The following is a 12008-nucleotide window of genomic DNA, read 5'->3' as shown; positions in this document are numbered from 1 at the left end:
GCCCGGATCCTTCGAAAGGATCCGGGCCATCGGCGCGATTACAGCGTGCTTGGTGCATGCGGGAAGCTTAGAAGCCGCCCATTCCGCCCATGCCGCCCATGTCGTCGCCACCGGCTGGGGCAGAGCCAGCAGGAGCTGGCTTTTCTGCGACAACAGCCTCGGTGGTCAGGAACAGGCCAGCGATCGATGCTGCGTTCTGCAGTGCCGAACGGGTCACCTTCACTGGGTCGTTGACACCAGCTTCGAGCAGGTTCACGTATTCGCCGGTTGCAGCGTTCAGGCCGTGGCCTGCAGGCAGGCCCTTGACCTTGTCAGCGACAACGCCTGGCTCCATGCCAGCGTTCAGTGCAATCTGCTTCAGTGGGGCTTCGATGCCAACGCGAACGATGTTCGCACCGGTCGCTTCGTCGCCTTCCAGAACCAGCTTCTCGAATGCTGCAGCGCCAGCCTGGATCAGTGCAACGCCACCGCCGGCGACGATGCCTTCTTCAACGGCTGCCTTGGCGTTACGCACGGCATCTTCGATGCGGTGCTTGCGCTCCTTGAGCTCGACCTCGGTAGCAGCGCCGGCCTTCAGCACAGCGACACCGCCGGAGAGCTTTGCGTGGCGCTCCTGCAGCTTCTCGCGGTCGTAGTCCGAGTCGGTGTTCTTGATCTCGGCAGCGATCTGCGCCTTGCGGCCCTCGATGGCGTCGGCTTCGCCGCCGCCTTCAACGATGGTGGTCTCGTCCTTGGTGATAACGACCTTGCGGGCGGTACCGAGGACTTCCAGGCCTACGTTATCCAGGGACAGGCCGATTTCCTCGGAAACAACCTGGCCGCCGGTGAGGATAGCGATGTCGGTCAGCATGGCCTTGCGACGGTCGCCGAAGCCCGGAGCCTTGACAGCAACGGACTTGAACAGGCCACGGATCTTGTTCAGGATCAGGGTAGCCAGGGCTTCGCCCTCGACATCTTCGGCGATGATCAGCAGCGACTTGTTCGACTGCATGACCTTCTCCAGCAGGGTCACCATATCCTTGACCGAGGAGATCTTCGAGTTCACGATGAGGATGTATGGGTCCTCAAGAACGGTTTCCTGGCGCTCAGCGTCAGTAACGAAGTAGGCGGAGATGTAGCCCTTGTCGAAGCGCATGCCCTCTGCCAGCTCGAGCTCCAGGCCGAAGGTGTTGGATTCTTCAACGGTGATAACGCCCTGCTCGCCGACCTTGTCGAGAGCTTCAGCGATCAATGCGCCGATTTCTGGATCGCCAGCAGAGATCGAAGCGGTAGCAGCGATCTGCTCCTTGGACTCGACCTTCTTCGCAGCGGCGAACAGTTCAGCGGTGACAGCTTCTACAGCCTTGTCGATACCGCGGCGCAGTGCGATTGGGTCAGCACCAGCGGCAACGTTGCGCAGGCCTTCCTTGACCAGTGCCTGTGCCAGCACGGTTGCGGTGGTGGTACCGTCGCCAGCGACGTCGTCGGTCTTCTTGGCAACTTCCTTGACCAGCTCTGCGCCGATCTTCTCGTAAGGCTCTTCGAGGTCGATTTCCTTAGCGATGGACACGCCGTCGTTGGTGATAGTAGGAGCGCCCCACTTCTTTTCCAAAACAACGTTGCGGCCGCGTGGGCCCAGGGTGACCTTCACCGCGTCAGCAAGGGTATTCAGGCCGCGCTCTAGTCCGCGGCGTGCTTCCTCGTCAAATGCAATCATCTTAGCCATTGTGGCGTACGGTCCTTTCGGGACGATTTTGCGAAAATGCAACCGACAGACAGCGCCCGCGACGGACGAGTGGACCGGTGCGGCATCGGGCCAGCAACCGTTTCAGCTCTCGCTATCTGAGGTATTTTCCACGCCCACGCCTTGCTTCCGCTATCCGGTGCTTCATGAAGTTCTTGGAGAACGCAAAAAGCCGACCGGCGTTAGCAGTCGCAACGCATGAGTGCTAATACAAATATTGGCACTCTCGCATGGCGAGTGCAAGCCGATCGGCTCTGAGCGAATGGAATTATGAACGAATTATTCGTTTAGCCCCAGGGTGTCATCGGAGCCCAAAACCACGGTGACTCGGTTCGGAATGTTGCTGGTCTGCAGAACTTCGTCGATATTCAGGACTTCTGCAGCTTTTTCAGCGGTAGTCCGGTAGGACTCGGACATGTAATAAACCGTGGAGACTTCAGCCGGCCTGGTCCAGTTATCGGCCACAACGCTGGTGAAGCCGGCTTCAGCCATGGCATCTTCGCCTTCGTTAGCCAGACCGGCAATACTTGCTGCGTTGTACACGCCAATCAGCTGGCCGTAGAGCACGTCTTCGTCATCGATGGTGCTCGTTGGCGATTCGGATTCGCTAGGGGTGGCTTCCACGGAGGGCTGGGCGGTCTCTTCCTGGGTTTGCGAGGTATCGCTTCCAGTGGAAGTCGCGAGGGACTCCTTGAGCTGAGGGCCGAAGATGAAGGACAAGGCACCGATCACCAGCACGAGTACAGCGGTCAGCACTACCCAGCGCAGTTTCCCACCGGTTGACTTCGACGCGGCGGACTGCGCCCATCCGTGGGCGTGGTGCGAACCCACACGGGTGCTGAACTCCGGAACGCGATCAAATTCGTCACGCGGGTAGTTGGTCATTCTTGTCCTTGCTCGAGGTCTGATTGGTCACGGCAGGCAGGGTTATCGTCCCGTGCCGACCTTACCGCCCACGCGACGTTTTGTGGAACGTGCTCTGCGCAGGCGCTTGACCAACATCGGGTCGTAGGCCAGTGCCGCGTCGGTTTCAATCAGCTGGTTCAGCAGCTGGTAGTAATTCGTCGGCGACATCGAAAACTGCTTGGTAATGGCTTGTTCCTTGGCCCCGGCATACTTCCACCACAACTTTTCAAGGTTGAGGATCTGTTGCGAACGTTCGTCCAATTCCGAATCCGGGTTCATGACGAAATCCACCAGCAATTCATTCTCAGCCATACGTTCTCACCTCTGTCCTTGGACCGGTTTTCTCGGGTTTCGGTTATGCATGTAATCCACCATCGGTAGACATACCACCGATATTCTAACCAATCTGCTTGCCTAACACCGTGTGGCCGAGCACAGGCACGCCAGAAAAACGGCACAATTACCCCTATGGACGATTTGCAGCCAGCACTTTTCGATGCGCCCCAGCCAGCTCCTACGCCACGGTACGTAGCGGCGGATTTCCCGTTCTACCATGGCGCAAAATCCATGGCCGACCACGGGTTTATCGCTGAAGACTGGGTGCCAGCACTCGGCGAGCAGGACTCATTGCTGCGTTCCTTGGCGACCGATTTGGCGGCCCGCTCGGCGGCCGGTGAACAGATCCTGCCGGCACCGGAGGTGATGTTCCGCGCACTGAGCTTGCCATTGTCTGAGGTCAAGGTCCTAATTATTGGCCAGGACCCCTATCCAACACCCGGCCACGCAAACGGTTTGGCCTTCGCGGCAAATAAGCAGGTTCGCCCGCTGCCGCGCTCCTTGGCCAATATCTACAAGGAGCTGCAGGCCGATCTGGGGCTGGATCCGGTCCCGCATGCGGATCTCAGTCCGTGGCTTTCCGAAGGAGTGCTGCTGCTGAACCAGGTGCTCTCGGTAGCCGCTGGCAATGCCGGCTCGCATCAGAAGCTAGGTTGGGCGCCAATTCTGCAGGCCATCCTCAACGCGCTCAATGAACGGCCACGGCCTCCGGTGGCTTTGCTCTGGGGCAAGCATGCGCAGAAACTCTCCGAGTCCTTGTCCAACGCCGTGCAGCTGCAGAGCGCCCACCCCTCGCCACTATCAGCCTCGCGCGGATTCTTCGGATCCAAGCCCTTCTCAAACATCAATTGGCTCCTGTCCGAAAGCGGACAGAAGCCGATTGACTGGTCGTTGCCGAAAGCTTAGCGTCGGCGGATCCGCCGGCGCTCGCGCCGGGCGCTGGAGGTCAAGGGACGGCACAGCGTGTCGCCGAAGACGACGCCGCCAGCGATGGAGAGCATGATCGCCATGGCGTTGAACATCTCCACCAGTCCCGTCGCGGTGTCATTCACGTTGATGACGATGCCGTACATTGCGCGGAAGATCATCAAACCCGGAAGCAGGAACATGACCGCAGGAGCCGCCAGCACCAGCTGCGGGGACCGGAGTTTGTCCGCTGCCAGCCGCGCGGCGAAACCGACCACCGTGGCGACCAACGCCGGGGTGGCCCGGTCTCCGAGTCCAATGCTTTCGGCCAGCAGCTGCACCAGGTAGCCGCCGACCGCAATACCGGCGGTAGGCAGCAGCAGGCGCAAGGCGCTCTGCTCGGTGACCGCACCGGCAACAATGGCCACGCCCACCAGGACCACTAGCAGCCAGGCTGGATAGTCGGTTTTGACGATCTGGTGAACGTCGACCTTTTCTCCCCCCAGCAGATCCGAGATCACCAGGGCCGTAGCAATTCCGCAAAGGATCGCTCCATAGATCAGGCTGGCGGAAAATAATCGACCTACCGCTGTCACCGGGAAGCCGTTGATGGCATCCTGCAATGCCGAAACGAATCTGCCCGACGGAAGCAACAGCAAGATGCCGCCAGAAACTACCAGCGCCGGATCCAGCGGAGCGTGGAATTGGTGCCCCAGCAAGGCAATGCCGGTTACCGCCAATGTCGAGGCCGCAATGGTGAAGAACTCAGGCACTCGCCAGCGCGAACCGTATCGGCCAATCTGCGTCACGAGGCTTGAGGACAGCATCGCCACCAGCGCACCAGCCCACGAGCCGCCAATGAAGAGCACGAACGCGGCCGCAAACACTGCCCGGCCGCAGGCGACGATCCAGCGCGGGAACGGCTTGGGCTGCCGAGTGATGTCCTTCAGCCGCTTGGCCGAGACGGATCGCGATACGCCGCCGGCAATAATGTCCGAGACGAGCTCGTGCACCAGCACCATGCCGGCGTAGTTCGAGGTGTAGGAGCGGACCACACGCAGGACCGAATAGCTCTCGGCATCCGGCGGGCTGTAGTTCAGGTGCAGGGATTGGTTGGTGATGTCCACATCCAAGTGGCTCAGGCCCAGCGCCGCGGTCACCGCGATCACGCTGGTTTCCACTTCCAAGGCACCTGCGCCGTAGCGGATCAAAGTCTCGCCCAAATCCAACGCGAATTCCATGGTGCGCCGGTTGGAGGCGTCCTGGTCCACGTTGACCTTGGGGTTGGCGTAGGGCGTGCCCTGCAGGCGCTCGACGATGTTCAGCGCCTCGGTGGGAGGGGTATCCGAAATCCACATTTTCGCCAGCAGGCGACGGGCCACTGGGTTGGCGCGGGTAGGCATGAGGGTAATGCCCTCATCGGTGGTGTGAACCTGGCCGGTCCGCCACTCGATATCCGAGACATCGGCAGCCGCCACATTGGCGCTGACTGCCGTATTGAGCGGCAGTTCAGATGCCATGGCCGGCTCTTCGGCGGGTTCTGCCGGATGGAAGCCCATGTTGATCTCACTAGTGGCAATGCGGGGCAAGACACCAGCTAGCGGAGCCGGATCCTCGCCTACGGCATTCGACAAGGCGGCCTGTTCCTCGCTAGATCGATGCGCCACGAATCATGCCCCCTCATCCAAAGTTTTTCCCATGGGATTCACCATACAACCCGTGCACGAAAAGTTGTCGGGAACGTGGCGAATTCGAGAGGTATCGCCGAACACATTTGAGGGTATTTTCGGCCACTGGAATACAGGCGGTCGGCAGTTGGTTGCACCATGCAGAAGTTAGATGTGTTTGCATATAATCCGGAGGATCCCATGAGTACGCAATTCCCCTTGCCTGAAATCGGTGCCGAGACCTTCGGCGACATCACCGAGGATGCCCAAGGCAACCCACTGAGCCATGCGCAGGTGATCCGCAATGTCATCGCCGAGGGACAGCAGGCAGAAGCCTCTAATCTGGATTTCTTCGGCGTCGGCGAGCACCACCGCGATGACTACGCCATCTCCTCCCCCGAAATCGTGCTGGCGGCACTGGCCAGCACCACGCAGCGCATCAAGCTCGGCACCGCGGTGACAGTGCTCTCCAGCGATGACCCGGTGCGCGTCTACGAACGCTTCGCCACCTTGGACGCGATCTCCAACGGGCGAATCGAGATCATCGCAGGCCGCGGCTCCTTCATCGAATCCTTCCCGCTCTTCGGGCTGGACCTTGAAGACTACGAGGACCTGTTCGAAGAGAAGCTGCATCTGCTGGCCAAGCTCCGCCACGGCACACCTGTTTCATGGCAGGGCAAGCACCGCGCCGCCTTGCGCAACCAGCAGATCTACCCGCTGCTGGAGGACCAGCCATTGACCACCTGGGTGGGGGTGGGCGGCAGCCCGCAGTCGGTCACCCGCGCAGCCCGGCACGGCCTGCCGTTGTGCTTGGCCATCATCGGCGGCCAGCCCTCGGCTTTCGAAGGCTTGGCCACCCTCTACCGCCGTGCGCTGAAGGAGTTCGGCCATGAAGAGCTGCCGGTCTCGGCGCACTTCCATGGCCTGGTGGCTTCCACCGACAAGGAAGCCCTGGAAACCCTCTGGCCCCATTACCAGCGCACCATGAACCGGCTGGGCGCCGAACGAGGCTGGCCGCCTGCCAGCAAGATGCGCTTGCAGGCTTCCATGGGACCCGAGGGAGCCATGATGGCAGGCAGCCCGGAAACTGTGGCACGGAAGATGGCCAAGGTGGCCAAGCAGCTGGGCTTGTCCCGCGTTGACATCAAGTACTCTGCCGGCTCCCTGCCGCACGAGGTGATGATGAACAGCATCAAGTTGCTCGGCGAGGAAGTCAAGCCCAGGGTGCACCAGCTGCTTGGCGCCTAGGTGCTGGGCCACCCCGGAAACAGCGAAAGCCACCGCATCGCGGTGGCTTTCGTTCTTGGTGGATCTTACTGGACTCGAACCAGCGACCTTTCGCGTGTGAGGCGAACGCTCTAACCAACTGAGCTAAAGATCCATCTGCGCCCTGACTTGCAAGCCAAGCGCATAAGCAATCCTACCGGTCCGTGGGCCTCACTCCAAATCGCCCCCGGGTTCCAGCGGCTGGAATCCGGCCCCGGAACACGCCGACATGCCGCTTCTGACGCAGGTTTGAATCGTCGTGGTTTGGTCAGTGAGTAGAGCAGAAAAACAACGCCGAATAGTTTATTTGCGATTCACCTAAAAGTACCCATTTCCACTTGTCAAAAAGGGACTTCAGACTCCATAATTTTTCTAGCTCATCGAGCTCAAACTGGACCCTACAAGGAAGTTGCCGGAAGCCGCCGGCATCGGTCCCCTCAAGGCCAACGAAACCGTGCAGTGGATTTTTCCACCGCGCAAAGCCACAACTTTCGTTCGTTCTTAGAATTTAGGACCGTACCCCAGTGTTTGAAAACCTGAACTTCTCCTTGTCATCTCTATGCGTTCAGCCAGCCCAGCGCGCCGAATTAGCGGCCCTTTACACCCTGGTCGACCAGCGCTGGAACCAGAAGTTCGACCGCCTCACGCTCCTGGTGACCGTGCGCGACCAGGGCACCTTGGTTGCCGCAGGCCTCGTGCACGACTCCATCGTTGCCCCGACCTCTTCGATGAACGCCGTGGAACTGGGCTGCATGGCCGTACGTGCCGACTATCGCCGCCTGGGCATCCGCCAGCACGTGACTTCATTGCGCCTTGCCCACGCCCTGCGTTCGGGCAAAACCCCAATCAGCGTCATTGATTCGCAGAATCCGGCGTCCTGGGCCTTCTACGAGCGCTCGGAGCTGTGGCAGCGCGAGCGCAGCTTCGAGCACGATGGGCAGCTCAAGTTCATCTACCGGGCCACCGAGGCCGCATGGCAGTGGGCCGCGCAATTGCCGCAGGCCTCCGAGGACCACGTGGCCATCCACCTGCCCGAAATGGCGACGCCAGTTCCGAGCCTCGCGCTGGGCCCGGTCCAGGTCCAGGGATTCGCTGCGCAGTTCGGATCCGATGATTCGGCCTCCGCCGTGCCGGTGATGTGACAGCCTAGAACAGGGCGTCCTGCTGCTCGTCCACGGGGCCGTGGCCAGGTAGCGGGGCAACTTCTCCTGCCCGGCGAGCGCGAGCGGCCTCGTGCAGGTCGATCGGGGTGACCTTCAGGACCGCATCGACCATGGCGTTGAGGAACTGCGGCGCGGCAATATCGGCAGGCACCGGAGCGTGGACGCATTTCACTTCCGGATGCTCCGCGCTTTCATCCCAGTCCACCAGCAGCAATCCGGTGGCGGTGTACCCAAAGCCGTCGCCGAAGTCGCGCAGCTTGCGGATCATATCCACGGTGCGCCGGAAGGCAGCCGGCTCGGATTCCAGGATCGTGGCACGCTGCACGAAGAAGAACCCGACAGCTGCCAGCGGGTAGCGGGCCCGCAGGTTAGCCGCATCCCCGTAGGCCTCTTCATAGCGGTTGGCCAGGTTCTTGCCGAAGGATGAGGTCATCGCCTTGGTGCTGAGCAGCAGTTCGGGGCCGGTGGACCAATGGGTCATCACCACGTCGGTTTGCTTCATGTAGGCGCGTCCCAGGATGCGCGCATCGGTGCTCCCCGCCTTGCCTGCCATGATGGATCCGTGCACCTCATCGGCCAGCCGCTCCGGGAGCTTGCGCAGCAGTTCCAGGATGTCGCTGGACAAGACCCGGGGCGCCTCGGGACGCGGCCACACCAGATCCGCATCGAATCCGGCACGGCGCAATTCATGTGCCAGCCAAGCATCCACGCCCTGGGCGAAGCGACCCGAACGGGTTACCGCCTTGTTGCGGACCGGGATGCTCAGCAGGCGTTCGAGCACAGGGAAGGACGGGTTGAATTCCGCGGTTACGGCGCCATTGCTCAGCCAGGGCGAGTCCTTCGCCGCAGACATCAAGGTGGTATCGAATTCGGCAAAGGCCAGGGTCTTTTCAATCGCAGGACTAGCCACGTTCATCCCCTCACTGCTTTGCTTCTGGCCTTGCGCCGTTCGAGCATATTCATTCGCGCCATGCTTACCGCCTCGACCGCATCCCGTTCCAAGCCGAGCAGCTGCTTGAGCACCACGCTGTCCACCAGGTCGGTGGCCTCTTGCTTGTGCCCATGCACCAGCAGTTCACGCACTGTCGGCTTGATGGCACGCAATTCCTGGGCGTAACGCTGCACCATGCCGATCGCCGGGACCGGCAGCCGGTCGGCTTCACGCGGCTCCAGCTTCAGGATGCCACCGCCGTAGGAGCGTCCCACCATTTCGGCTCCGAGCATGGTCAGGGTATTGAGCGATGCCACCGGGAGCAGCTCGCGGCCCAGCTCGCGCACATCGGCGCCGAGGTACACCCCATGGATCGAGTTGATGTGGTGGACCGCGGCCTCGTTAGCGGTCAACCGCGGGGTATCGGCGTTCATATAGGTCATGAACAGGTCCGGAACCGAGAGCACCGGCACCCGCCACCACGGCGAGCGCACCTTGCACTTGTAGGCCTGGTCCACGTTCTGCAGTTCACCGCTGGCCACAAAGTGCGCACCGGGGCCACTGGGTTCCGCGGAGGGGCGGAACATGTAGGCAGCTGCCCCATGCTCGGCCAGCTTTTCCCAGCCTTCCTCGCTCAATTCCAGCCCGCGCAGGTGGCGCGAGCCCGGAGGCGAGATCCGGATCAGGTCCTCGCGGGCCAGCCCCAGGTCCTGGATCTGCTGGGCCGAGAGGGTGAACCACTTGTTGTTGCCGGTGACCGCGCCCAGCGAGGTTTCGCCCCAGGACTGCAGCGGGGACATCCGGCCGGCGGCCAGTGCCGCCGACAAGATCCCCTGGGCTTCGAGGCCTACCAAGGAACCGGTCCAGCGGTCGTCCATGCGCACCGGGGTGTGGCGGGTGCCTTCGCCCAGGGCTTGCAAATCCCGGGCATTGCGGAATTGGTGCAGGTTGAAGGAGCCGCTAGAGCCTTCGCGGTAGCCCTCGGCCAGCAGCAGTACCACTTCTTCCTGCGCGTCGGCAAACAAGCGCTCTTCGAAGACGGCCAGGTGCACGCTGGCGAAGCGTTCAAGCAGCATTTGGCGGACAGGTCCGGCGTAGTTCACGAACATCAGCTCAGCCGGGAGCACCAGGGCCAGGCGCCCGCCGACGGCAAGGAAGCTGGTGGCGTGCACGACGAAAGCGGCCCAGATGCTGGCAAGTTCGTTCAGTTCCACGCCCGAGGCTTTGGCTGCGGCGCGCGAGAGCTGCCGGTCAGCACCGCGGTGCAGCTGGTAGCGCACATAGGGCGGGTTGCCGATAACAGCATCGAACTCGGCGTTCCCGGTGACCTCGAAGAAGTTGGCCTGCTCGATGCGGGCATCAATTCCGGCGGCGCGCATCCGCTCGCGGGCGGCCTGCACCGACGGTTCGTGCAGTTCCAGGCCCACCAGCTCGACCCGGTCCCGGCCATCGCCGAGCACCGGATGGGCAGCGGCAAGGAATTGCGCCTCACCGCAGGAGGGTTCCAGGACCTTGGATCCCTGCTCTCCCAGTGCCCACTGCGCCATGAAGCTGGCTACGGGTTCTGGGGTGAAGTAGGCGCCGCGCGCATGGCGGGCGGCGGCCTGATCTGTCAATTCTCTACTCAACACGCATCGATCTTTCCACGTAGGCCAGACAGTTTGGCTGGACCAGTAGACCGAGTCCGGGCGGTAACTTCTCTATTCTACGTGCGCGGGCATCCCGCTGATTTCTGTTCCTAGTGGGCTGCTTCGGCTTTGCCCTTGTGGCGCAGCTTCTGGATGCCCAGGATGATGACGGTAATCACGGTGCCCATGATGAAACCGGCAAGGCAGGAGAAGGCGGTGTTCACCAGCCAGCCCAGGACGGCGCCAGCCTGGCCGGTAGCGTCGTGGACCACCAGTTCCATGTGGTGCACGAAGCCGTACGGTGCGTGCCAGCCGAGTTCGTCCATGCCGACCAGCAGCAGGTGTCCACCCACCCAGAGCATCGCGACCACGCCGACCTTGCTCAGGATGGACATCACGATTGGCATCGCCTTGACCAGGCCGCGCCCGATCTTCTGCGAGAGCTGCCGCGGCTTGGCGGCCATGTGCAGTCCGATGTCGTCCATCTTGACGATCAAGCCCACGGCGCCATAGACCACGACGGTCATCAGGAGGGCGATCACAATCAGGATCAGCGCGCGATTCAGGAATGGTTCATGGGACACCTCGTTCAGCGAGATGACCATGATCTCCGCGGAGAGCACGAGGTCCGTTCGCACCGCCGATCCGATGATCGCTTTCTCGTCGCGCACTCCCTCCTTGCCGCCCGGGGTGTGATGCTTGATCATGCCCATCGCTTCAAGCAGCTTTTCGGCACCCTCGAAGACAAGATAGGCACCTCCGAGCATCAGGATCGGGGTGAGCGCCCATGGAGCGAACTGCGAAAGGACCAGAGCCACCGGAAGGATGAACAGCAGCTTGTTGCGCAGCGATCCCTTCGCGATCTTCCAGATGATCGGAAGCTCGCGCTTCGGCGATAGCCCGGCCACGTATTGCGGGGTGACTGCCGCATCGTCGATGACGACGCCAAGCGATTTGGTGCTGGCCTTGCCAGCGCCCAGCGCGATGTCATCAAGCGATGCCGCGGTGACTTTCACCAACGCCGCCACGTCGTCCAATAGTGCTGCAAGGCCTCCGGCCATGGTCGGCTCCTCAAATTTAGGTTCTGCGCAAAATTCTACCGGCGAGTTCTTGGAGCCTGCCATAGGCGCGACGTTGAATCGGGCACGATCTGGGGATAAAAAAGAAACCGTGCCATGAGGATTCATGGACACGGTTCCAGCTGCTGGCCCAAGACCAGGTCAGAGCCCCCTACCGGATTCGAACCGGTGACCTTCAGTTTACAAGACAGACGCTCTGGCCAGCTGAGCTAAGGGGGCGTACCGAATAAGAATATCCGAAAACCCTGCGGCACTGCGAATTGGCGATGCTCCGAGTTAAATGCCTGTGAGTATCGAGGTGGTTGGTCTGGGACTAGCTGGCAGGATAAGAACCAGCCGTCCCACCCCTGGATGTGACTCATTAAAAGCCTGACCCGAAAGGTGTCATTCCATTGACCTGTCC

Annotated in this window: 10 protein-coding genes and 2 tRNA genes; 3 read left to right on the top strand and 9 right to left on the bottom strand. The window is 61.5% G+C overall.

All coding sequences use genetic code 11. The features are described 5' to 3' along the window. Positions 1-67 precede the first annotated feature (67 nt). The 3 genes from groL to ACRDT3_RS18550 all read right to left on the bottom strand — a co-directional run bounded on the left by groL (position 68) and on the right by ACRDT3_RS18550 (position 2941). Positions 68-1705 carry a chaperonin GroEL gene (gene groL, locus ACRDT3_RS18560; protein WP_431494397.1) on the bottom strand — a complete coding sequence of 546 codons (1638 nt, stop codon included), beginning with the start codon at positions 1703-1705 and terminating at the stop codon, positions 68-70. 297 nt (positions 1706-2002) lie between these two features. Further along, positions 2003-2608 carry a LytR C-terminal domain-containing protein gene (locus ACRDT3_RS18555; protein WP_431494396.1) on the bottom strand — a complete coding sequence of 202 codons (606 nt, stop codon included), beginning with the start codon at positions 2606-2608 and terminating at the stop codon, positions 2003-2005. Positions 2609-2650: 42 nt separating this feature from the next. Beyond that, complete coding sequence (locus ACRDT3_RS18550) at positions 2651-2941, bottom strand: DUF3263 domain-containing protein (protein WP_105659120.1); 291 nt, start codon at positions 2939-2941, stop codon at positions 2651-2653. A 156-nt stretch (positions 2942-3097) separates the two neighbouring features. Between ACRDT3_RS18550 and ACRDT3_RS18545 the strand changes: the two genes are divergently transcribed. Further along, positions 3098-3871, top strand: a complete 774-nt coding sequence (locus ACRDT3_RS18545) for a uracil-DNA glycosylase (RefSeq protein ID WP_431494395.1) — start codon at positions 3098-3100, stop codon at positions 3869-3871. On the opposite strand, the gene ACRDT3_RS18540 is transcribed toward ACRDT3_RS18545, so the two are convergent. Then, on the bottom strand, positions 3868-5538 hold the full coding sequence (locus tag ACRDT3_RS18540; protein ID WP_431494394.1) for a threonine/serine ThrE exporter family protein: 1671 nt from the start codon (positions 5536-5538) through the stop codon (positions 3868-3870). The genes ACRDT3_RS18545 and ACRDT3_RS18540 overlap by 4 nt on opposite strands. 201 nt (positions 5539-5739) lie before the next feature. Here ACRDT3_RS18540 and ACRDT3_RS18535 point away from each other — a divergent pair, with 201 nt between their 5' ends. Beyond that, the gene (locus ACRDT3_RS18535; protein WP_431494393.1) at positions 5740-6786 is read left to right on the top strand and encodes an LLM class flavin-dependent oxidoreductase; all 1047 of its coding nucleotides are present in this window, start codon (positions 5740-5742) and stop codon (positions 6784-6786) included. Positions 6787-6842: 56 nt separating this feature from the next. Here ACRDT3_RS18535 and ACRDT3_RS18530 read toward each other — a convergent pair. Further along, a tRNA-Val gene (locus ACRDT3_RS18530) sits at positions 6843-6919 on the bottom strand. Positions 6920-7328: 409 nt separating this feature from the next. Here ACRDT3_RS18530 and ACRDT3_RS18525 point away from each other — a divergent pair. Continuing rightward, positions 7329-7946 carry a GNAT family N-acetyltransferase gene (locus ACRDT3_RS18525; protein WP_431494392.1) on the top strand — a complete coding sequence of 206 codons (618 nt, stop codon included), beginning with the start codon at positions 7329-7331 and terminating at the stop codon, positions 7944-7946. Between the two features lie 4 nt (positions 7947-7950). Here ACRDT3_RS18525 and ACRDT3_RS18520 read toward each other — a convergent pair whose 3' ends face one another. The 4 genes from ACRDT3_RS18520 to ACRDT3_RS18505 form a co-directional block, all read right to left on the bottom strand. Continuing rightward, a complete protein-coding gene (locus tag ACRDT3_RS18520) occupies positions 7951-8883 on the bottom strand; it encodes a hypothetical protein (protein WP_431494391.1) in 933 nt (310 codons plus the stop codon). Next, positions 8880-10526, bottom strand: coding sequence for an HsdM family class I SAM-dependent methyltransferase (locus ACRDT3_RS18515; protein WP_431494390.1), 1647 nt, complete (start codon positions 10524-10526; stop codon positions 8880-8882). The genes ACRDT3_RS18520 and ACRDT3_RS18515 overlap by 4 nt, the downstream gene beginning before the upstream one ends. A gap of 110 nt (positions 10527-10636) precedes the next feature. After that, positions 10637-11587 (bottom strand): DUF808 domain-containing protein, encoded by a 951-nt coding sequence (locus ACRDT3_RS18510; protein ID WP_431494389.1) that lies wholly within the window; start codon positions 11585-11587, stop codon positions 10637-10639. Positions 11588-11750: 163 nt separating this feature from the next. Next, positions 11751-11824: transfer RNA gene (locus tag ACRDT3_RS18505), tRNA-Thr, on the bottom strand. Positions 11825-12008 lie beyond the last annotated feature (184 nt).

Source organism: Glutamicibacter sp. (assembly GCF_050701915.1).
Classification (GTDB): domain Bacteria; phylum Actinomycetota; class Actinomycetes; order Actinomycetales; family Micrococcaceae; genus Glutamicibacter.
This window is presented reverse-complemented; position numbering and strand designations above follow the sequence as displayed.

Coding starts and splice junctions, on each gene's coding strand:
- ACRDT3_RS18555 (WP_431494396.1), bottom strand. CDS start 2,608: ATGACCAACTACCCGCGTGACGAATTTGATCGCGTTCCGGAGTTCAGC.
- ACRDT3_RS18545 (WP_431494395.1), top strand. CDS start 3,098: ATGGACGATTTGCAGCCAGCACTTTTCGATGCGCCCCAGCCAGCTCCT.
- ACRDT3_RS18535 (WP_431494393.1), top strand. CDS start 5,740: ATGAGTACGCAATTCCCCTTGCCTGAAATCGGTGCCGAGACCTTCGGC.
- groL (WP_431494397.1), bottom strand. CDS start 1,705: ATGGCTAAGATGATTGCATTTGACGAGGAAGCACGCCGCGGACTAGAG.
- ACRDT3_RS18520 (WP_431494391.1), bottom strand. CDS start 8,883: ATGAACGTGGCTAGTCCTGCGATTGAAAAGACCCTGGCCTTTGCCGAA.
- ACRDT3_RS18550 (WP_105659120.1), bottom strand. CDS start 2,941: ATGGCTGAGAATGAATTGCTGGTGGATTTCGTCATGAACCCGGATTCG.
- ACRDT3_RS18510 (WP_431494389.1), bottom strand. CDS start 11,587: ATGGCCGGAGGCCTTGCAGCACTATTGGACGACGTGGCGGCGTTGGTG.